This window comes from Nesterenkonia marinintestina (genome assembly GCF_025420485.1).
Taxonomy (GTDB): domain Bacteria; phylum Actinomycetota; class Actinomycetes; order Actinomycetales; family Micrococcaceae; genus Nesterenkonia; species Nesterenkonia marinintestina.
The window spans coordinates 38251-58943 of the sequence record NZ_JAOEFD010000002.1 but is presented as its reverse complement, the minus strand read 5'-3'; the positions used below and the strand labels follow the sequence as shown (position 1 = coordinate 58943).

Here is a 20693-nt window from a genome sequence, read left to right as displayed (position 1 = left end):
CAAGAATCCCGACGCGCGACAACGGCACCCAACCTGAACGGACTCGCAGCACCATGGTCGCTCGACCGTCAACCATCGTGCACCCGATGAGGCACGACGACGTTTCTCAACCTATAGGCAACTGGCGTCCGACCGGCCAGTACGGCAGATAGCTCACGCCCGTCACGTTATAGGTGAACTTGATGCCCATCACTACGCGTATCCCTATATGCATCCCCCAAGCCGCGACGGAGAAGACCTGTCCGGCCCGTCGGTGAACGAGTGAGAGGGGAGCACCAAGTTCGACCGCCAAGGCGATCACTGATAGGGCGCCGAAGCGGACCTGCGATCGATACAGTGTCCCTGCAGCGGTTGGAGGCTTCGATCCGAACACCTCCTTGCGAATCGCATCAGCTGCGATCTGATCCCGCAGGACTTGACCATCGGCCCACTTCCAGCCGTGCCGGCTGCGCACTTTGGCGACGCCGGAGATGAAGTACACCGCGACGGTCGCCAGGTTCATAGCCGTGAGGACTCCACCATAGGATCGGTCGAAGTTCGTCGGAGCAATCTGACGATGGCGCACAAGAGCATCGACGGACAAGGCGTCCGCAGAGCGCGTCACACCCAGCACGCACTGATGCATGAGCATCATGTTGTCGTTGTGGTGCAACATGCCCCAGGACTGGCGGTAGGTGAGAGCCCACCACTGCAACGCCACGTTCAGCGGTCCGAAGACCCGATGCCCGACACCAAGGGTCGTCAGGAAGTTGGTGACCTGAGCCGCCTCCCAGATGGCGTCAGCGACATTCGGAGGTAAGGGGACCTTCAGCACCCGGCACACGCCCACAGGTGCGAAGCGGTCACTGTCCTGCCGATGCAGATTTCGGATCATTCGCCGACGCTTGAAGTTCGACACGGCGGAGAACACGCCGATGCCGATCCTGGGAACTGCGGGACGAATGGGCAATGCCGCGGGACGAAGGTGGTCCACCACGCGTACTATCGTCCGTCGCCCCGTAGCCGTTCTCTCCACTGGACGTCTCCTCGATCCGTGCGACTCAGTCAGTTCTTCATCTGCAGTCCAGGACCGTGCGACGGTCAGATCGCGCTACGCGGCCCCGTTCAGCTTCACTCTTGTCGAGTACTCAATCCTCTTGATTTCCATCGTATCGGCGGATCGAAACCGACTGCCTGCCCCCCGACGACACACGTCGCATGGACACGCTCCCTGAAGGGCAGATTCGTCGCTCCATCAGCTCCGTGGCCGAAGTACTCGTCGAATATGAACCGACTCCGTACCACAGCGACTTCGATGACATCCTTCTCACGCGACCGCGCCCGACGCCGCAGAGCATCGGCATAGCGCTGTGCGACACGAGTCGCCTGTCCCCTGCGCATCGCGCGGCTGATCTGCCGCCGCACTTGGTTGAGACCGCCGGATCCGAAGTGACGATAATCGAGATGTACCCGCGACCCGTCGGACGTGAAACCCACAACATGAGGAATCGACTGACACCCGTGGCGGTAGGCGGTGAACATCGGATACGTCGAGAACGGAAACGAGTCCTTCTCCTTCTTGGCCTGCTCGACGTCGGACAGATCACCTACGTAGTGACGCAACGGTGCGAACAGGAATCCGGCGAATACCACTGCGGCGAAGATACCCGCTGCGTCGCGTTTAGTGACGGCCCCGGCACCTCTGACGTCGTGCTCCATGCTACTGTCCCCTCCAGCACGTTGAGAAAAGGATCGTAATCAAGAACCGTTCACCAACGCGTATCTCAAGGCTAGCAGAGCCACATCGCGAAACCCGCTAGCCAGAGAGGCGACACGAAGCACACAGCCGAGTCGAGACGGCTCAGGATGCGATGACACTCTTGCCACGCCGCAGGAATGCCGACACGGCACGCCTGAGTATCACCAGCGGCGAGATCCTATTCTGTGTATCTCGGCTTTCCTCCCGCCGGATCGAGAAGCCCGGATCGACGTCGACCGACGTCGGCATTGCCGTCACGGAGGTGGGGATTGCCTTCTCCGGACCCTGCATAGCCAGGTAGCACAGCGCAGACACTGCGTCTGCATCTCCCGAGATCACAGCCTGGACACGATTCCTGCCTCTGTTCTCCACATAACCGTCCAACCCGAACTCGCAGGCTCGACGATGGAACCACTTTCGATACTTGACTCCTTTGACTCGACCACGGATGGTCAGGGCGAGCGAGAGCTCTTCGCTCTGAGTCATCGGCAGGTCTACGCCGGCATCCTCACACGTCGCCTCGAACAGTGCTTTCGCCACCGGCGCCGGTGTACCCCACATCGGGTACTGCGCACTGCCGATGGCGGCGTGAGCATTGAGTTCGATCACAGTGACTGTCTGCTCCCACACCGGTTTCGTGTGGTCCTCGATGAGCATGTCCAGGCCGCAGAAGCCGAGGCCAGGTACAGAACCGACCGCCTTGACGGCGAGTTCCTTGATCGAGGGATGGAGCTCGTTCGCAACCTCGAAGCTGTCTCCGCCTTGCGACAGGTTGGCCGAGTTCGCCAGCGTGACCTCGTGTCCGGCTGCTGGGATCGACGAGTAGGTCAGACCGTGCAGCTTCAGCTGGTACTCCAGGGCCGGATCACAGGTGATCGGCCTCGAACTGAGATGAGGGTTCTCCCGTCGAGCCCTGTTCTTGTATTCGATGAGGTCTGCAACGGTGTGGGTTCCATCACCTGTGACCGAAGCGGGAGCTCTGACGACCGCGGCGACCACACGGTCGCCGATGACCACGATGCGATAGTCCTCCCCCGGCACGTGCTCCTCGATGACGAAGTCGTCGTCGCCGAGCTGGCTCTTCCGATAGAGCTCCAGGGCATCTTCCAGCTCCGCCCGGCTGCCGATGTCCGCAACGACTCCGATCCCGCGAAGTCCTGCCACAGGCTTGCAGACTACGGGGTAGCCGATACGGTCTGCATAGTCCAACGCCAAGTCGCCGTCATCGGCCGAGAACACCCGGCCCTGAGGCACAGGCACATCAACACGCTTGAGGAGGCGACGAGTGGCTTCCTTATAACTGCAGATGGACAGAGCCACACCGCTTGCCAAAGGCGCTCGACCCCACTTGAAGCCCAGCTCCCGCTGACTCAACGGGTCCTTCACGACGAATGCACCGTTCGGATACCTCGTGCTCGACATGCCGTACCGCAGGGCTTCACGTTCCAGCAGATGGCCCTTCGTCCCATCCTTGGGCAGCGGTTTGATGAACGGGGCGTCGACGAATGCGTTGGCGGCTTCGCCCTCGTAGCGCGGGGCCGCCGGTGACGGGGCGACGAAGTATCGAGACACCTGGTCCATCCTGCTGTTCAACAGGTTTCCGAGCTCATTGTCTGCATGTTCGTCAGGCTGGCCGACGAAGAACGCCCATAGGGCTTCCTTCACGGCCCTCAGCACCACATAGTGGGCCTCGTAGCTCGGTTCCTCCGTGGAGTCGTCAGGGTCATTCTGCGTATCGATGTCGGTGTGGTCGTCGCCCGACATGCTCGCGCCATCGATGACTTTCGCGATCAGGCGACGGATGTCGCGCTCGTGTCCGAGCAGGATGTCCTCACCGATCAGCGCACCCAGCACCGACTCCCCCGTCTCCCACGCATCTTTGGGCAACAGGACATGTTCACCGGTCGACATCAGTTCGGCGTGACCGTTCCCCGACACTCGACCTTCGGGATGGTCTCCCACGATCTGCGCGTAGATTCTGCTGGGTCTGTGTCCGGTCTCGTGACGGCGCAACCTCACCAACCGGACCATGGTGATGGTGGCACGTCGGCCCGTCCGGCGAGATTCAGTACCTTGACCGGTGCTCTCTGCGTCAGACACTTACTGGTCCCTTCGAAGTTTCGATCGCTGCCGCCTTATCGTCGGCGAGTTCTCCGGCCATGAGGAGCTCGATCAGGGCCGCCAAGACGCCGGGAGATCCGGCGACCGTCGCTTCGAGGTCTCCTGTGACCTCGTCGACGCGCGCAATCACGAAGTCGACGTCGTGCTCGGCGAAGACCTCGGGCAGAATGTCAGCCACCCGACGGGCCTGCCTCAGGCCTTCCACCTGAAGTCGGCAGGACACGTCGTCGAGCTGCGGTCCCAGAGTGAGGCTTGAACTCGAGGCCTGGGACTCGAAGACGGCTGAACCGATGACCTCGCTGAGCCGGTCGTCAGCCACGGCGAACGTCTCCGCACGAGGCCTCTCGGAGACACCGGTCACCAGGACAGGTCGGTCTGTGGATTCGACCGACCAGAGAACATCGACGGTCGCGCATGCCAGGCCCGGGATGGCCTCTGAGGCAAGTACGAAGACATCGGCCACCGCGTCCGGGACGTCACCGGTCACATCCGTCACCCCGCTGGTCTGGTCGTCGTCCAGCTCCACCACGGCGACGACTCTCCCTCCCACGACGAAGGCGCGCAGAGCGCGACCAGCAGGATCCTCCTCCACCAACATCCGTGAACGCAGGGGAGCAACCTCATTGCCCTCCTCGTCGAGCGTGAATGTGAGTCTCGTCGTCGCGTAGCCGGCGACGAGAGGGTTGCTTCCAGGGGCCCGATCCGCCTTGTCACGCAGCCGAAGCTCACTGAAGGCTTTCCGGAGCTCATCATCGCTGTTGATATGTCTCACCGACCGAGCCGGTTTCTCACCCACTCCTTCGCGCAGGGCCACAGGATACCCGAGCCTGGTCGCCCAGCGTCCTGCTCGTTGGATACTCCTCCACGAGAAGGACGCGCCCTTGGGGATCTGCACACCAGCGCGTTCGAGCAGGGCCCGTGACAACCGGTGGTCCTGAGCGAAGGTCACCGCAGAGAGGCCGGATGCCTCCGGAACCCCGTGGGTGAAGGACATGGCTCCCGGCACAGGATCCTCTTCGCTGACCAGAAGCACCTGTCGTGGCAGGGCCAGCACATTCAGTCCGTGCGACAGGGCCGCCCGATGCACTTCGTAGCCGTCCAAGAGCCTGGCCGGCAACGAAACTCCGGCCCTCAGCACGTGGCCCTCTGGTCCGTCTATCATCTCCAGTCGTCACCTTTCCGGTCTAGCACTGCGCCGAAGTGGCGATTCCTACAACCATATGTCGAGCGGATCAATTCAGCTCGTTCGTCCCCACGGCTCGCCGAATACTATGTCACATCCGGCCGGTGGTCGATTCATCAGCTGAGAGATAGCCGCCCATTCGGGGGCCAGACACCCGCCTCCACCACGAGATGGTGACCGAGGTCGTCGTGGTCGGCGTCGATACCGGGATTCGCCGAATCGCCTGCCGAGTCTTCCAGGCGGCGCCGGAGTTCGTCATAAACCCGGTCGAACTGCTCAGGAGATGCCGGACCGGGGGTGAAGTCCGTCTCCCTGTTGTCGGCCTTCACCGGATACAGGCGAAGTCGAACTCGCCGACTGCCTTCCCCGTCAGCTGTGACCTCCAGCATCGTCCATAGGCTCAAGGGGAGGATCCCGGTCTCGTCCGCTGCACGGGCGTATCGACCCGGGGCCTGGAAATGTCCGTTTCCGATGCCGTAGAGGACCCAGGCACCGTCGATCCTCTCCAACTCCTGCAGGCAGTGTGCTCCATGGCCGACGATGAGGTCGTACCCGCTGCCGATGAGTGCTTCCGCAGTCTGCACCTGCCGCTCGTTCCGCCAGCGGTAAGTCGGTCCCCAATGCGGGAACGCCACATGGAGGGCGTCAGGACCGACGTCAGGGAGAGTCATACGCGAAGCTCGTCGCGGCGACACGGCCGCGCATCCGGGTGAGTCTTCGCCGGCGTAGAAGTGAAATTCGTCCTTGGAACGCTGATAGCTGTAGGAGGCCTGCAGCGAGATCCGTCCTCCCCCGACCTCAGCGGGGAGGTCGATCACGAACGGTTCATCCGCCTCCGACCGCGTGCGACCGGCTCCGATGTACGGCAGATTCCTCTCGGCCAAAACGTCCAGCGTAGCGAGGAACCCGGACACGTCACGGTCCAAAGTGTGGTTGTTGGCCAGGCTGACGGCATCTACGCCGAGCCCCTTGAGTGTGGCGATTGTCCACTCCGGGTCTCCCCAGTGGAGGTACGACCGCACCTCCGCCATAGGGGACGCATGCTCATCCGGATCGACGAGCGGTGTCTCCAGATTCGCGATCACTCTGTCGGCAGCTTCTGTGAATCGACTCAGGTGCTCCAACCCGCCTTCGTACCCGCGCTGCGCGAGGATCTTGGCGCTTCTCCGGTAGCTCTCCCCGAAGTGCACGTCACCCAACAGCAGGATACGGAATGTACTCTCGGCCATAGATTCCTCCAGTCGTATGTCCCCCGGCCGACCACCATCATCGACGACCTCGGCGGTACCGGCGGCACACCAGCCGCAGCACCACACTCTACTCCTCCAACCGCCTCTGCCGTCTGTCGGCACTCACGATTTTCGCCACAGACCGCGAACTACGCGGCGGGCGGTCCGCCGTGCCCGCCTCACGGCCTTCTCGGCGCGACTCGCTGGGCCCCGGTCGCCCGGCGGCAGCCTCTCCGCCGCGGCCCTCGCCTCGGCCTGACGAAGATCGGTGACCAGCATCGCCCGCTCCTCCCCGATGCGTTCGACGCAGCGGGCGAGGAGGGAGGCGTCGTCCGTGGCGAGGTGCGTGGCCAGCCCGACCAGCGGTGAGTCCAGCTCGTCGACCCGGCTCACCCAGAGCACCGCGCGCACGCCGCGGCGCTCGCAGTCGATGAGCATCTCCACCGCGGCCTCGTCCAGCGTCCCATGCTCGGCGACGGTGAGCGTCACGGCCCGGCCACGGTTCCGCATCGACTTCAGCACCGACAGGGCCAGCGGCTCAGCAGTGATCATGACGTCCTCCTCAGCTGCCGCTCAGCGCGGCCACGTCGGTCTCGACCAGGCAACTTTCGTGCTCGTCGAACCACAGCGCCAGCAGCGCCAGTCCGCGGATCACGTGCTGACCGCCGGTGACCTCCAGCTGCCGCTGCCAGTCCTCCGGCGACCCCTGCCCCAGCTGCGGCCCCAACAGTGCGGCCGCCGGTGAGGCGAGGACCAGGTCCCGATACCATCGGGCGGCCTCGATCGCGGCTCCGCGGCGCTTATGCTGCCGGCTCCGCGTCAGCTCCGCGGCGGTGGGGATGCGACGGAACTCGGGGTGGACCCGCTCCATCAGATCGGGATACCAGGCGCCGCCGCGCTTGGCCTCGTGCGGGACCCGCAGGGCGCGGGAGACCACCGCATCGGACATGATCGGCACCGCGGTGGGACGCGAGGAGCCGAGCACGGCCGCCGGGGCCATGCTGATCCCCGGCAGGGTGCGCGTCAGGTACGCGGTCAGGGTGGCGCCGTTGGGGTGGTCGGCGTAGGCCTCGGCGACCCCGCGGAAGTCCTCCCAGACTCGGGCGGCGACGGCCTGCGCCGCCTCGGCGGTCAGCAGCTCCTCCACCGCCTTCAGGTACTTGCAGGCTCGGGCGAACCGGTTCTCCACCAGAGCATCAGGTGTGGACCCGACGGCGAGGAGCCGCTCATCGTCGGGGAAGCCCCCGCCCAGGAACACTCCCCCGCCGAGGCCGTCGAGGATCGTGCCGGGCTCAGCCGCCAGCCGCCGCGCCACGGGCATCAGCCACACGTGGAAGGAGGCCTGGAACCCGGTGGCCCGGGCATAGTCGAGGAAGTCCTCGGGGAACCGGTCCTGACGCCCGGACACGATCTGCTGCTCGGCCCCGACCAGGCGGGCCACCTGTGACCCGGTGAGCTCCTCCAAGGTGTGACCGATGTCGGAGCTGGTGGACCAGGCGGTCACCGGTGCAGAGTCGGCGTCGCTCGCCCGCACGGCGAGCCCGGTCAGCATCCGTGAATCGCGGCCGCCGGAGAGCATGGGCTGTAGCGGCCGCTCGGCGACTGCGGCCACCTCGCTGCTGAGCACCTCGACGATCTCGTCGGTCAGACCGCGTCGCGCCGCGGTCTCCCGGTCGAGGCCCGCCTCGGGGGTCACAGACTCCCACGTCCAGGGTGCGCTGATCGTCCGCGCTCGACCATGCTCCACGACGACGGCCTGCATCGGCGCCAGCCGGCGCACTCCCTCGACCGTGGTGCGCCCGGCCATCGGGGCCCCCGCGCCGAGCACTGCGGCCCACGCCGACCAGTCCGGCCGCAGGGATCCGGAGGCGGTGCGGACCAGCGGCTCCAGGCGGGTGGAGAAGACGACGACGTCGTCGTGGACCTCCACGTAGAGCGGCTGAACCCCGGAGACCGAGGCGTGCAGGAGCACCCGTGACTGCTCGTCGCGGACCAGTCCGGCGACGTCGACCTCCCGGGCGGCCTGCTCCCACTCCACCGGGGTCCGACCCAGCCGGTCGGCCGAGGGGGTGGCCGTGCTGAACATCCAGGCGCGGCCCGCGGCCTGCGGGCGAGCGGTGATCCCGGCACCGACGACGAAGAGCCCGTCCTCCTGCACGACGACGTCCCCCGACTGCGGATCCGTGCTCAGACCCAGGGTCTCCGCCATGGCTCGCACGCGGGCGGCCGCGCCGGCTCCGATCATCCCGCACACTCGGGTGGGCTCAGACACGGTGCTCCTGGTGCACGCGGGCTCCTCCGGATACGACGACGTCGAGATTGGTAGGATCCTAACAGTCCACATCCCCGGCACCGGAGGCTTCGACCCGGATGGCATCAACCCCGCGGCACCCCTCGCCGGACACCTCTCAGAACCCCTCCTCAGGACCCTCCCTGGCACGAAGAGTGCTCCGCCGGTCGAAGCAGGCCGCACTCCGGGCCGACGCCCAGCGCAGAGACTGGCGCCGGACGCTGCGCAGGGGCCGCCGGTTCCGCGAGGACTACTGGAAGTTCCTGCGCAAGGAGTTCCGCTGGGAGACCTCCTTCGGCCAGCGACAGCCGCTGTGGTGGGGACGCGGGTTCCTCTCCCGCTCGGCCACGCTCTACGGCCTCGACCAGAACGACCCCCGCGACTACGTCTCCGACGTCCAGCGCTACACCCGCACCCGGCACATGGTGCACCCCCACCTGCAGGACGTGCTCCACAACAAGTTCACCTTCTTCCTGCTGATGAACCAGCTGGGCCTGGACTCCGACACCGTCCCGCTGCTGGGCATCCACTCGCGCGGAGACGTCCACGTCTTCCCAGAGGACGAGCGCATTCCGCTGGCCGACTTCCTCACCGAGCGTCTGGAGATCGGCCAGAAGGTGTTCGTCAAACCCTTCCGCGGCGCCGAGGGCAAGCACGTGCGCGCGATCCGTCGGACCGGCGAGGACGGGTTCGTCATGGACGGGGTTCCGTCGACGTTCGACGAGGTCCGCCGCTGGCTCGGCGGACGGCCGCGCCCGATGGCGATCGAGGCCGCCGTCCCCCAGGCCGAGGCGCAGGCGGCCCTGAACCCCGAGGCGACCAACACCATCCGCGTGCTCACCATGCCCGACATCACCCGGGGCAAGGAGCCGTTCATCGTCATCGCCGTGCAGCGCATCGCGACCGCCAGGTCCAACCACCTGGACAACTGGACCCGGGGCGGGCTCAGCGCCGAGATCGACATCGAGACCGGCCGACTCGGAAAGGCCAGCCGGCTGCCGGAGAGCCGCGAGCTGGAATGGTTCTCCGTCCACCCCGACGTCGGCTCCCAGATCGAGGGCGTGGAGGTGCCCTTCTGGGAGGAGACGAAGAAGCTGGTGCTCGACGCCGCCCAGCGGCTGAACTTCCTGGAGTACATCGGCTGGGACATCATCATCAGCCCCACCGGACCGGTGATCCTCGAAGGCAACGTCAACTCCGGGATGAACGTCCTGCAGGTCCACCGTCCCCTGCTCACCGACCCCAGGGTCCGCCGCTACTTCGAGAAGCGCGGCGTTGTCTGAGGCCCCCAGCGGCAGTGGATACGATGGCCCGGTGACCTCCGCTGAGCAGAACCCCGCCCCGATGTCCCTGACCCGACGGGTCGCGCGCAAGGCGCGGCAGCTGGCCCGGCGAGGCCGGCAGGACCCGCGTCTGCTGCGCGAGGACTATCGGGCGGTGAAGCGCTACGCCGACGACTACCGCAAGTTCCTGCGGAAGGAGTTCCGTTGGGAGACCTCCTGGGACCAGCGGCGGCCCGCCTGGTGGCGCCGCGGCTTCCTCTCCCGCTCGGTCACCCTCTACGACCTCGAGCACAACGACCCGCGCGACTACATCACCGACGTGCAGCGCTACACGCGCACCAAATACATGGTCCACCCGGACCTGCAGGAGGTCCTGGACAACAAGTTCAGCTTCTTCCTGCTGATGAACCAGCTGGGCCTGGACTCCGACACCGTCCCGCTGCTGGGGCTCTACTCCCGCGGAGCGGTCCATGTGTTCCCGCAGGACGACCGAGTCCCCCTGCAGGAGTTCCTGGACTCGCGGATCGAGGTGGGCAGCCGCATCTTCATCAAGCCTGCCCAGGGCGCCGAGGGCCGGTGGGTGCGTGCCATCCGCCGTACCGAGGACGGGTATGTGATGAACGGCGAGCCCGCAGAGGTCTCCGACATCCGCGCCTGGATCGAGCGGCGCAAGCGGCCCATGCTCTTCGAGGCCGCCGTCGAGCAGGCCCCCGAGCAGGCCGCGCTGAACCCGCGATCGACCAACACCATCCGCGTGCTGACCATGCCGGACCTCTCCCGCGGCAGGGAGCCCTTCATCCTCACCGCCGTGCAGCGGATCGGCACCTCCCAGTCCAACCACGTCGACAACTGGACCCAGGGGGGCCTCAGCGCCGAGATCGACATCGAGACCGGACGGCTCAGCCGGGCCGCCCAGCTCCCCGAGGACCGCACACCGGTCTGGTACACCCACCACCCCGACTCCGGGGCCGCCCTCGAAGGCGCCCAGGTCCCTCACTGGGAGACCACCAAAGCGATGATCCTGGATGCGGCCAACCGGCTGAGCTTCATGGAGTACGTCGGATGGGACATCATCATCGGACCCGACGGGCCTGTCATCCTAGAGGCCAACATCAACTCGGGCATGAACGTGCTGCAGGTCCACCGACCCCTGCTGACCGATCCCAGAGCGCGCGAGTACTTCCTGCGCCGCGGCGTCGTCCGCGCCCGTGACCTCCGCTGACCACTCCCCGCCGGAACGCCCGGGTCGGGGATAATGACGTCATGCCGCCGCCGTTCCGCGTCCTGCTGACCCAGCGCCCCCTCGCGCAGCTCGAGGACGGGGCGGACCGACCGGCGGGACTCGTCACGCGGCTGGGCCGCTGGCTCAGGAACCGCCACGGACCTTCCGAGGCCGCTCCCGGCGACGGCGTCGACGCCGTCGTCGACTCCTCCGAGCCGCGCCCCGCGGCCGAGCAGGATCAGGTGCCCACACGAATCCCGGTGCCGGAGACGCTCGGCGGCGGCGAACTGCTCGTGCATCGTCCCCGCGCCTGGGGAGGGCCCGACACCCCTCCGCCCACCGTCGCCGTCGACCCTGAGGCGTGGAACATCGTCCTTGCCGAGCCCGAGGGCCGACGTCCGCACACCCCGGGTCGGTTCCATCAGATCCAGCACCTGCTCGACCAACAGGCGGATCTCGTCCTCGGCCCCGGCACAGGACTCCAGGCGCTGCGCAGCCGACGGCGCTGGGCGCTCACCCCCGGTGACACCCGGCACGTGCGGACTGTGCTGGAGGTCGCGGGCACCCCGGACCGCCGCAGCATGACGCTTGCCCTGTACCCGCTGGCCGAGGACGGGACGGGGACGGACGGGACCGACCTCGAATGCCTCCTTGACCGCCTGCGTCGAGCGTCTCCGAACGGCTGGAGCTTCGCCGATCCGCAGATCCGCACCGCCGAGGACGAGCTCGGCGCCCACCTGCGCCTGCCGCTGGGCACCTGGGAGCCGGGGTTCCGTCCGGTGCCGCCGACCGGGCTCCTCGACGGGCGGGACCCCGACGAGACCGAACCCTTCCGCGCCCACGGGGCCATCCGGCGCGGACTGGAGCGGTTCTCCCCGAGCAGGCATCTGGGCGCGTCCCTCAACGCCGAAGCCGCCGCACGTGCCGGGGCGCAGATCAGCTGGGTCTCCGCCAGGGCGGCTGTCGCCACGACCTCGGCCGGGCGATTCCTCATCGACGGATACCTGGCCCACAGCTCACAGCTCGGAGCCAGCATCTCGACCGACAAGTTCCAGACCAACCGGCACCTGCGCCGCGCCGGCGTCCCGGTCACCGACGCCGCCCTGGTCCGCTCCCCCGCCCAGGCCTGGGAGAAGGCCCGGCGCATCGGACTGCCGGTGACCTTGAAACCCGCCGACCGGGAGAAGGGCCTCGGTGTGAGCACCGACCTGCGGGACGAGGACTCCGTCGTCGAGGCCTACCGACGCGCCCGACGGCACAGCCGGCGGATCATGATCGAACAGCACGTCGACATCGAGACCGAGCTGCGGGTCATGGCCTCCTCACAGCACTGCATCTCCATCACCGCCCGCACCCTCCCGCAGGTCTGGGGCGACGGCATATCGACCGTGGAGGAGCTGGTGACCGAGCGGAACGCCTACCGGAGCACCATCTTCAGCCTGGCCGGGATGGACGTCGTGCTCGACCGGACCGCCGAGTCGGTGCTCGAGGCCCAGGGGTGGCGGGCCGACGACGTCCCGCCGGTCGGTGCTCTGGTCACGGTCGGCTCCGTGGGCGGGCAGAGCAGCGGAGGGGACATCGCCGAAGTGTCCCACCTGTCCGACGGCAGGATCCGCGACGCCGCCGTGGCCGCCGTCGCCGCAGTCCCGGAGCTGCGCTGGGGCGGAGTGGATCTGATGGTCGAACGGGGCACCGGGGACGTCTACGTGCTAGAGGTCAATTCGCGCGCCGGCTACGGCAGCGCCACGTTCCCCTCCTCGGGGGCCTCCCAAGACGTGGCCGGTCATGCCTGGATGCTCCGTGAGGAGCATGCGGCCGGGGCCCTCGAGCCGTGGACCTCAGACCTCGCACCGCCGACCGGTGATCCCGAGGCCGGCAGACTGCAGGACCTGCCGTTCGTCGACGGCGAGGTGACCTCTCCGGCGCGGCTCCTGTTCGCCTATGCCGAGCATCGGGGCCTCACCGTCTCGCGGCGCGGTCCGCGGCTGCGCTCCCTCTCGGCACCCGACGGCGGGACCGCACCGATCAGCGCCCGCGGTCTGGGGGGACGGGATCTCGCGATCTCCTGTCGGACCGCCGATCGACTCGGCCCTCTGAGGCGGCTGCTCCTCCACGAAGGCGTCCCGCTGGTGCCCGCCGCCGTCGTCGCAGATGCACAGGATCTGCAGACGGCCGAGCTCCGCGGACCGCTGCTGGCCACCCCCTACAGCTCCCCCTGGGCGGGACGCGGCACCCGTCCGGTCGGGGCGGGCATCGACGACCGACGTGGCGAGGGGGCCGATGATGAGACCGACGGCGAGTCCGATGGGGAGGCGGACGGCGAGGCGGACGACGCAGACGACGTGGACTGGGATCGGCAGGAGCGCTGGATCGTGCAGGAGGCGCCGGCCGGCGCGCGGCTGCGCCTGTTCGTCCACACGGGAGCCGTCCTCACGGTCCTCTCCGCGCAGGACGCCGACGTCGATCACAGCGACCTCCGCCGGGCCGCGGAACTCGCCGATGCGGCTGTTCAGGCCGTGCCGCAGCTGCGATGGGCCGTAGTCGATGTCGTCATTACCAGGTCAGCCGACGGCGATGAGCCTCAGGTCCTCGTCGAGGGGATGTCCCTGTCCCCTCGGATCCGTGCGGAGGAGAGGATGCTCGCCGGCAGGATCGAGGAGTTCCTCGACCGGCTGCTTCCGGAGGAGGTCTCGGGGGCCGGCCTCGGCCGCTGAGAGCCGGTCACGCCCCGCGGTGGACGCGCACCAGGCGGCGGAGCACGTCCCCGACGCTCCCCGCCTCGAACTCCACGGCCGAGCCGTAGGACATCGTCAGCTCGTGGGGCTCGGACTCTCCGCCCAGCCGGATCACCCCGTCGAGCCCCCGGTCCGCAGCCCGGTCCGGGTTCGACGTGGCCGCGGCGACGAACAGGGCGGGGCCGGTCGCACCGAGGGTCTCCACCGCCGCGCGGATCGCGGTCTCCAACCCGGACTGCACGACGGCGGAGTCGGTGCCCACCTCGACGTCGAAGCTGACGGTGGAGAAGCCCGCCGCTCGCCCCTCGGCGAGGAACGCGTCGACGGCCGTGCCGCCGGGGCCGATCAGCAGGCCCGCGGAACGGTCGGCCCGGGCGATCACCAGCTTCATCCGCGCACCCTCGGACTGCGCGATACGCACCGTGGAGCGGCCGGTCCCCAGCCTGCCCCACCAGCCGCGCGCCGAGGTCGTGCGTCGGGAGGAGAGGTCCTGGGTGTCGTCGAGACCCTGGAGCTCGTCCTCGAGGATGGTCGCCGCCGTGCGACGCACCTTCTCCGCGGCGTGGAACGCCGCACCGAGGCGGGCGACGGCGGCGCGCACCTGGTCCGGAGTCTCGGGGGCCAGCACCAGCGAGGCTCCGTACTGCAGCTGCGCCCATCCCAGGTGTGCGGCGGCGGAGCTGAGCCAGTCCTCCGACGAGATCTGGGCCCAGTCGGCCTCCGAGACGGTGTGTTCGAGTACCCAGTCCACATCGGCGTCCGCGAAGACGCCGGCGTCGTCGGTGAAGAGCACCGCCCGGAATCCGTAGGTCGATTCGCGGAGCAGCTCCACGCTGCGGAACAGCGCCCTGTGCAGGCGCTCGGTGGCTCGGGTCATCACCAGGATCACCACCGGCACGTCGCGGAAGGCCCGCGGACGTTCGGTGCCCTGGGGCGCGAACGCCATCGTCCGGTCCGCGGGGATCATCCGCTCGGACCAGCGTCCGCGGGCCCATGCCTCGAGCCCGGACGCCCACGAGCCAGCGCTGACGGGGGCCTCGTCCTCGGTGTGGTGCATCGCTGTCATGCTCCTGTCGTTCCGTCGATAGACCTGGTCCGGCGCCGCTATCGCTGGGCGACGATGCCCTCGAGCACCGTGTCCAGGTCCTCCGCCTCTTCGGGGGAGAACGTGCGTGAGAAGCTCCGTGCGGCGGTCATCGCCTCCTCGTCGAGCTCCCGGGCTCCGGGCGGGCGCACCCAGAAGCTGCTCGTCCCGGCGCGGCGTGCGGCGAGGACCAGCGCATCGTCCGCCGTCGGGCCGACGACGACGACGCGCCCCGGCTGAAGCGCGCCCACCAGCTGCGTCAGCCGCGACCCCAGGTAGTCGCTCCAGGCCGCATGATGGGTGTTGAATCCGGCCTGGGAGGAGATCTCGACGTCCGGCCTGACCGTCGGGGCCTCCCCGGCCGAGTCGGATGCGGCGTCGGATGCGGCGTCGGACGCCGCGGCGGAGCCACCGGAGGCCGTCGGGCGTTCGGCGATCCGCACCCATGCGGCACCGCGCCGGGGCGTGCGCAGACCGTCGACGACGGCGGCGGCGGTCGCCGCGGCCTCCTCCTGGGTGCTGATCACCAGGGTCGGTCCGTCGAGTCGTCGGGGCACGGCGAGCTCCTTCTCCGCAGGCGGTGTCTTCGGGGCGTGGACGCCGAGCTCCCCGAGCCGTTCGATGTGCATCTGAGGGGTGAAGGAGCGGGCGAACTCCTGGGCGCGGCGGGACTGCGCGAGGAACCTCTCGGGGTCCTTCCACAGGGCGTCCACGATCCCGGTGACCTGCTGCGGCATCGCATACAGGGCGGCGTCGCCGAAGAGCTCCTCCATGTAGGGAGGCATGACGGCCACGCAGCCGGCGGCCAGGGCCTCCATGGCCGCACGTCCGAAGGCCTCCTTGAGGTCCGGGTGGTGCATGTAGACCCAGAAGTCGATCCGCTGCAGGAACCGCATCGGGTCCTCGCCCCCGAACGGGACCACGTGCCAGTGCTCGGGCCTCCCCCGCAGGATCTTCTCTGCGGCCCAGGCGCCTCCGAGGATCTCGACCTGGTACTTCTCTGAGTCCGGGTAGGCGGCACGGATGTCCCGGCGGGTGGCGGGCCACTTGCCCGGCTCGGGGCGGGAGTGCCGGCCGATGATGGGTCGATCGCCGAGGAAGCCGGTGCGGGTCCCCAGGTCGTCGGGCACCCGGAAGATGTTCACCCAGTCCGACTCCCGCAGCGGCACACGGGTCGTCTGTTCGAGCACGGTGCCCCGCACGACCGGTCCGATGGGCGCCCAGATCGGGTCCCGACCGAAGAGGTCGCGCACCCGTCGGTCGGTCTCCTCCACCGGGTAGTGGCGGGTTCCGGCGGCGTCGACGGCCGCGTGGTTGACCACCACGACGACCTCGTCGGCGCTGATGCGGTCGAAGGTGGCCATGGTGGACCAGATGACCGTGGGGTGGCGGATCACGAGCAGCTTGGTGTGGAGGCGGTCCCGGTGGGTGGCCACACGCACATGCGGAAGGTCCAGCACACCGCGGATGTGGGCGCTCCACGGGTGGGGGTGGTTCGTGATGTTCCCCGCCGTGTGGACCAGGGCGGTGGTGATGCCGGCCGCGGACTGGGCGCGGACCTCTTCGGCGATGCTGCTGGTGGTGCCCCCGGGCAGCCGGAAGTCGGAGAGCTGGACGACGTCGACGTCGTAGCGTCCGTCGGTGCGCTGCGGTGCGGTGGCCATCCCGGTGGCTCAGTCCCGCGGCGACGGGAAGTCGGCGAACTCGTCGGCGAAGCGTGCGCGGCGGGTCTGCGCTGTGGTCTCGCGCTGTTCGCGCAGCAGACGGGTCAGCTCCTGCTCGTGCCGGCTGCGCGAGTCCAGCTCTCCGCGCAGCGCGGCGACGATGTCCTCCGTCCGCGGTCCCGCCGGCGCCGCCTCCGCCGCCGGCGAGCCGGTGCCCGAAGTGCGCAGCAGCAGAGACCGATAGTGGATGACCACCCCGCCGGCGATGAGCACCTGTGTGGCGACCAGGACCACCAGCAGCCCTGCGGTGCGCAGCCCGAAGGCGGCCAGGATCAGGCCGATGACCGTGATCCCGGCCGTGACGAGGAACAGTCCGCTGAGCAGTCGAGTCCGCTTCAGCAGGCTGAGGATCTCATCCATCACCGACCGTCCGTCGCGCGATCACGGACCGGTCCGTCGTGCGCCGGACGGTCATGAGCCGGACGGTCGTAGTCGTGGGCGGCTCCGTAGTGCGAGTCGGAGTACTCCGCGTCCCGGTTGAGATCGTCGACGAGCTTCTCGCGGCGCACCGCGTAGACCTCCTCCAGCCGCTGGCGGCGACGTGCCCGGCGCGCCTTGGTGGGCCAGGTGATGATCAGCGCGATGATCGCGATCAGCAGCACCAGGGCCAGCAGGACGATCGCGGCGTCGATCCAGAACTGCTCCGGGTACAGGCGGATCAGGGTGTCCTCCGCCGCAAAGGTCCAGGTGCCGTCGGCGAAGAAGACCCGGTGGAAGGCGTCGAAGAAGGCCTCCCATGCGAGGATCGCGACGACGGCGAGCGCCACCAGCAGTCCGATGGTGACCCAGGCGCCGGCGAACACGCCGCGGGCGAAGCCGCCGGGACGCCACCTGCGCAGCAGCAGGCCGAAGATCACGGCCAGCAGGAGCAGCACGAGCCCCACGGCCATGGCGATGAGCACCACGATCTTCACATCGGTCATGTGGCTGACCTCGGCGTCGGTGAAGAGGCTGTCACCCTCGGCCGTGAGCTCGGACAGGTAGCGGGAGTTCGCCGCATTGAAGAGGTAGTCCAAGCCATAGGACCCGTAGACCAGACGATCCCCGGTGGAGAACCCGAAGTCGTCCTCGGGGAAGCCGGGACGGTTGTAGGCCGCCCACAGGAAGACCGGGGAGGCCACCATCCGGACGGCGGCCACGATGAGCAGGATCGGCACGAAGATCGCCAGCAGCACCTGCAGGAAGCGCGAGGCGCCGCGCTTGTCCTTGCGGACCTCCTCATCGAGGTCCTGGTCGGTGATCTCCTCACCGGTGCGGTGGTGGGTCTCCCCCCGGTCCCTCACCGGGTCGTCGTCCCGGCGCCGGGACCCTGCCGCCGCACCGGCCGCACCGGCTGCTCCGGCTGCTCCGGCCGCCCCGGCAGCACCGACTCCGTGCCCGGAGCCGGGACGGTCCGCGTCCTCAGCGTGGACCCCATCGCGGTGGTGGTCGCGGTGGTCGTCGTCCCGGCGGTGGTCGTCCCGGACCTCGTCGTGACGGAGGTCCTCCCGGTGACGCTCGTCCCTGGGACGGTCGTCGCGGGCGTGCTCGTCGTACGTGTCGTGCGTGTCGTCGGTGCGCGTCCCGTGGTCCCGGGTCTCGGCCGACACGGCGGAGAGGTCGCGGGTCTCGTCGCCGTCGCCGTCGGCCTCGTGCCGACTGATCGGACGCGTGGCCTGCTCGTCGCCGTCGGCCTGATGCCGGTCGATCGGGCGGGTCGCCTGGTCCTCGAGCCCCTCCCCGACCGGGACGGGCGCCGGCACCGGGGTCGTCACAGCCTGATCTGTCGCCCCGTCGTGATGCGCGTGCTCGTCACCACGCTCAGCCTTAGCGTCGCGGTCGACCTCGGCGTGCCGGTCGACCTCAGCGTGTCGGTCGACCTCGGAGGTCTCACCGTCGGGTCGATCGTCGAGCCGCTCCTCCCGGTCGGATCCGGCGGCGACGGCGGCCGGCGGAGCGGCGTCCTGGTCGAAGACCGGGTCGTCGCTCAGGCCGTCCTCGTCGACGGCGTCGTCACGGCGGTCCTCCGCCGCCGGCGCCTCCTCGGCGGGAGCGGGCTCGGGCTCGGGCCGCCTGTCGAAGACCATGTCGCCGTCGTCGGCGGCGATGTCCTCATCGGCGTGCTCCTCGCGCTCCCGGCGCTCCTGCTCCGGACCGCGGTCGGAGTTGGCCGGCGCGGGGGCCGCGTCCGGTCGGTCTTCCGGGAAGGTCTCACCGTCCTCGGCGAAGGCGCCGTAGTCGAGGCCCGATTCGAAGTCCTCGTCCGACCGACGCCCGTGGTGGTCGCGGTGGTCGTTCTCACTCATAGGTTCCATTCCCGTCTGCCGCAGCACGCAAAGGTTCTCAGCATCGAGGGTACGCACCACAGCCTGCTCTGACCGGCTGATTCCTCGGAGTGCCGCGGAATCGACATGTGACGCACGGCTCAGCTCAGGCGGTCAGCTCCTCGGCTCCGGCGTCGTACCGGCCGATGTCCCCGGTGACGCCCGCCCGATGGGCACGTCCTCCCAGGATCAGGGTATACGCCCAGTAGCCGGCGAGCACCAGCGCACCGATGCCGATCTTCGCCCAGGACGGCAGCACCTCGCTGGGGGTGACGAAGCCCTCCACGAGACCCGAGATCAGCAGCACCAGCACCAGGCCGACGGCCACGGTGATCAGCCGCCGACCCTCCCGGGCCAGGGAGGTCAGCCGGCGGCTCTGACCCGGAGCGACCCAGGCCCAGAAGATCCGCAGACCGGCCGCCGCCGCCACGAACACCGCCGTCAGCTCCATGAGGCCGTGCGGCAGGATGTTCAGCCAGAACGCCGCGGCCTCGCCCTGTTCGTGCATGATGCCCCCGGCCATGCCCACCCCGGACGCGTTGACGAACAGGACGTAAGGCACCCACACCCCTGTGACCCCGAAGGCCACCATCTGCGCGGCGATCCACGCGTTGTTCGTCCACACCTGCGCCGAGAACGATGACCCGGGATGCTCGGAGTAGTAGTTGACGAAGTCCTCATCGGCGTACTGCTGACGGACCTCGGCCGGGACGATGACGTCGACGTCGGGGTGACCGGCCAGCCATTGGCCGTACCAGACCGCCGTGATCAGGAAACCGACGGCGACGATCACGGTCAGCCAGCGGATCCGGTAGAACGCGGCCGGGAGGGTCTGGGCGAAGAAGTAGGCCACGGAGACGAAGACGTTCTCCCCCACCCCGGTCAGCTGGGTGCGGGCCCGTCCGAGCCGGGAGGAGAGTCCGGCGGCCAGGGGCCCGCCGGGATCCACCGCCTGCACCATCGACAGATGCGTGGAGGTCCGCTCGTAGAGCCTCAGCAGCTCGTCCGCCTCCTCGGCGGTCAGTCGCCGACGGTCGGAGAGCGCGGCGAGGCGGTCCCACTCCGACTGATGAACGGCGACGAACGCATCGGTGTCCACCCGGCCGAGACTACCTGACGGCACACCCCCGACCGCAGGAGGATGAGCACAGGTCGCCGGCCCGGCCGAGGGCCGGAGATCGACCGGAGGGAGACCGCAGCATGGGGACTCTGAGCTACACCACGACCGTCTCGCTCGACGGCTTCGTCGCCGACGCCGACGGCGACTTCCAGTGGGGCGCACCGACCCCTGAGGTCTTCCGGCACCACGTCGAGAGGGTGCGGGCCCTCTCCGCCGAGATCATGGGCCGACGCACCTACGACCTGATGCGGTACTGGCACACCGAACCCGAGGGCGAGGCATGGACCGCCGAGGAGCGTGAGTTCGCCCACCTGTGGCGCGAGGTGCCGCACATCGTCGTCTCCTCCACCCTGCGGCACGACCAGCTGGTCTCCGACCATGACCGACTGCTGCCCGAGCTCAGCCTCCCCGACCTGGCGCGCCTCGTGGAGGGAGCCGCAGGTGAGGTGGAGATCTTCGGACCCACCACCGCGGCCCCGGCGCTCCGAGCGGGGATGGTCGACGACCTCCGTACGTTCATCGCCCCACAGACCCTGGGAGGCGGGCTCCGCGCGCTGCCCGAGGATCTGCGGCTCGAGCTGCGGCTCGTCGAGCATCGGGTCTTCGACGACGGCACCGTCCACCTCCACCACCGTCCGCGACGACGCTGACGTCCGAGACG

General features: G+C 68.6%; 16 protein-coding genes. 4 read left to right on the top strand and 12 right to left on the bottom strand.

Annotated features, from left to right (window positions below; translation table 11 throughout):
* Positions 1 to 106: 106 nt before the first annotated feature.
* The 7 genes from N7E59_RS02510 to N7E59_RS02480 form a co-directional block, all read right to left on the bottom strand.
* Positions 107 to 976 (bottom strand): hypothetical protein, encoded by an 870-nt coding sequence (locus N7E59_RS02510; RefSeq protein WP_261623338.1) that lies wholly within the window; start codon positions 974 to 976, stop codon positions 107 to 109.
* Between the two features lie 134 nt (positions 977 to 1110).
* Positions 1111 to 1698, bottom strand: coding sequence for a hypothetical protein (locus N7E59_RS02505; protein WP_261623337.1), 588 nt, complete (start codon positions 1696 to 1698; stop codon positions 1111 to 1113).
* A 142-nt stretch (positions 1699 to 1840) separates the two neighbouring features.
* Positions 1841 to 3700, bottom strand: coding sequence for an acylphosphatase (locus tag N7E59_RS02500; RefSeq protein ID WP_261623336.1), 1860 nt, complete (start codon positions 3698 to 3700; stop codon positions 1841 to 1843).
* A 130-nt stretch (positions 3701 to 3830) separates the two neighbouring features.
* Positions 3831 to 4853 (bottom strand): hypothetical protein, encoded by a 1023-nt coding sequence (locus N7E59_RS02495; protein WP_261623335.1) that lies wholly within the window; start codon positions 4851 to 4853, stop codon positions 3831 to 3833.
* Positions 4854 to 5158: 305 nt separating this feature from the next.
* Positions 5159 to 6271, bottom strand: coding sequence for a CapA family protein (locus N7E59_RS02490; protein ID WP_261623334.1), 1113 nt, complete (start codon positions 6269 to 6271; stop codon positions 5159 to 5161).
* Positions 6272 to 6394: 123 nt separating this feature from the next.
* Positions 6395 to 6823, bottom strand: a complete 429-nt coding sequence (locus N7E59_RS02485; RefSeq protein WP_261623333.1) for a hypothetical protein — start codon at positions 6821 to 6823, stop codon at positions 6395 to 6397.
* Between the two features lie 10 nt (positions 6824 to 6833).
* Positions 6834 to 8543, bottom strand: a complete 1710-nt coding sequence (locus tag N7E59_RS02480) for an asparagine synthase-related protein (RefSeq protein ID WP_261623332.1) — start codon at positions 8541 to 8543, stop codon at positions 6834 to 6836.
* A 98-nt stretch (positions 8544 to 8641) separates the two neighbouring features.
* On the opposite strand from N7E59_RS02480, the gene N7E59_RS02475 reads away from it, so the two are divergent.
* From N7E59_RS02475 to N7E59_RS02465, 3 genes are read left to right on the top strand one after another with little or no spacing between them, the layout of a single operon-like run.
* Entirely contained in the window at positions 8642 to 9844 is a 1203-nt protein-coding gene (locus tag N7E59_RS02475; protein ID WP_261623331.1) for a sugar-transfer associated ATP-grasp domain-containing protein, read from the top strand.
* Between the two features lie 31 nt (positions 9845 to 9875).
* The gene (locus N7E59_RS02470) at positions 9876 to 11066 is read left to right on the top strand and encodes a sugar-transfer associated ATP-grasp domain-containing protein (protein ID WP_261623330.1); all 1191 of its coding nucleotides are present in this window, start codon (positions 9876 to 9878) and stop codon (positions 11064 to 11066) included.
* Between the two features lie 41 nt (positions 11067 to 11107).
* Positions 11108 to 13780, top strand: a complete 2673-nt coding sequence (locus tag N7E59_RS02465) for an ATP-binding protein (protein ID WP_261623329.1) — start codon at positions 11108 to 11110, stop codon at positions 13778 to 13780.
* A 7-nt stretch (positions 13781 to 13787) separates the two neighbouring features.
* Here N7E59_RS02465 and N7E59_RS02460 read toward each other — a convergent pair whose 3' ends face one another.
* The 5 genes from N7E59_RS02460 to N7E59_RS02440 all read right to left on the bottom strand — a co-directional run bounded on the left by N7E59_RS02460 (position 13788) and on the right by N7E59_RS02440 (position 20011).
* On the bottom strand, positions 13788 to 14867 hold the full coding sequence (locus N7E59_RS02460) for a hypothetical protein (RefSeq protein WP_261623328.1): 1080 nt from the start codon (positions 14865 to 14867) through the stop codon (positions 13788 to 13790).
* A gap of 38 nt (positions 14868 to 14905) precedes the next feature.
* Positions 14906 to 16549, bottom strand: coding sequence for a glycosyltransferase (locus N7E59_RS02455; protein ID WP_261623327.1), 1644 nt, complete (start codon positions 16547 to 16549; stop codon positions 14906 to 14908).
* A 9-nt stretch (positions 16550 to 16558) separates the two neighbouring features.
* A complete protein-coding gene (locus N7E59_RS02450) occupies positions 16559 to 16969 on the bottom strand; it encodes a hypothetical protein (protein ID WP_261623326.1) in 411 nt (136 codons plus the stop codon).
* Positions 16969 to 18894 carry a TIGR01906 family membrane protein gene (locus tag N7E59_RS02445; RefSeq protein WP_261623325.1) on the bottom strand — a complete coding sequence of 642 codons (1926 nt, stop codon included), beginning with the start codon at positions 18892 to 18894 and terminating at the stop codon, positions 16969 to 16971. Before N7E59_RS02445 ends, N7E59_RS02450 begins: the two co-directional genes overlap by 1 nt.
* 124 nt (positions 18895 to 19018) lie before the next feature.
* A complete protein-coding gene (locus tag N7E59_RS02440) occupies positions 19019 to 20011 on the bottom strand; it encodes a stage II sporulation protein M (protein WP_261623324.1) in 993 nt (330 codons plus the stop codon).
* A gap of 101 nt (positions 20012 to 20112) precedes the next feature.
* Between N7E59_RS02440 and N7E59_RS02435 the strand changes: the two genes are divergently transcribed.
* On the top strand, positions 20113 to 20682 hold the full coding sequence (locus tag N7E59_RS02435; protein ID WP_261623323.1) for a dihydrofolate reductase family protein: 570 nt from the start codon (positions 20113 to 20115) through the stop codon (positions 20680 to 20682).
* Positions 20683 to 20693 lie beyond the last annotated feature (11 nt).

Excerpts from the sequence above, each read along its gene's own strand:
- N7E59_RS02505 (WP_261623337.1), bottom strand. The coding sequence starts at position 1,698 with ATGGAGCACGACGTCAGAGGTGCCGGGGCCGTCACTAAACGCGACGCA.
- N7E59_RS02495 (WP_261623335.1), bottom strand. The coding sequence starts at position 4,853 with ATGTCCTTCACCCACGGGGTTCCGGAGGCATCCGGCCTCTCTGCGGTG.
- N7E59_RS02490 (WP_261623334.1), bottom strand. The coding sequence starts at position 6,271 with ATGGCCGAGAGTACATTCCGTATCCTGCTGTTGGGTGACGTGCACTTC.
- N7E59_RS02485 (WP_261623333.1), bottom strand. The coding sequence starts at position 6,823 with ATGATCACTGCTGAGCCGCTGGCCCTGTCGGTGCTGAAGTCGATGCGG.
- N7E59_RS02475 (WP_261623331.1), top strand. The coding sequence starts at position 8,642 with ATGGCATCAACCCCGCGGCACCCCTCGCCGGACACCTCTCAGAACCCC.
- N7E59_RS02465 (WP_261623329.1), top strand. The coding sequence starts at position 11,108 with ATGCCGCCGCCGTTCCGCGTCCTGCTGACCCAGCGCCCCCTCGCGCAG.
- N7E59_RS02460 (WP_261623328.1), bottom strand. The coding sequence starts at position 14,867 with ATGACAGCGATGCACCACACCGAGGACGAGGCCCCCGTCAGCGCTGGC.
- N7E59_RS02455 (WP_261623327.1), bottom strand. The coding sequence starts at position 16,549 with ATGGCCACCGCACCGCAGCGCACCGACGGACGCTACGACGTCGACGTC.
- N7E59_RS02450 (WP_261623326.1), bottom strand. The coding sequence starts at position 16,969 with ATGGATGAGATCCTCAGCCTGCTGAAGCGGACTCGACTGCTCAGCGGA.
- N7E59_RS02445 (WP_261623325.1), bottom strand. The coding sequence starts at position 18,894 with ATGAGTGAGAACGACCACCGCGACCACCACGGGCGTCGGTCGGACGAG.
- N7E59_RS02435 (WP_261623323.1), top strand. The coding sequence starts at position 20,113 with ATGGGGACTCTGAGCTACACCACGACCGTCTCGCTCGACGGCTTCGTC.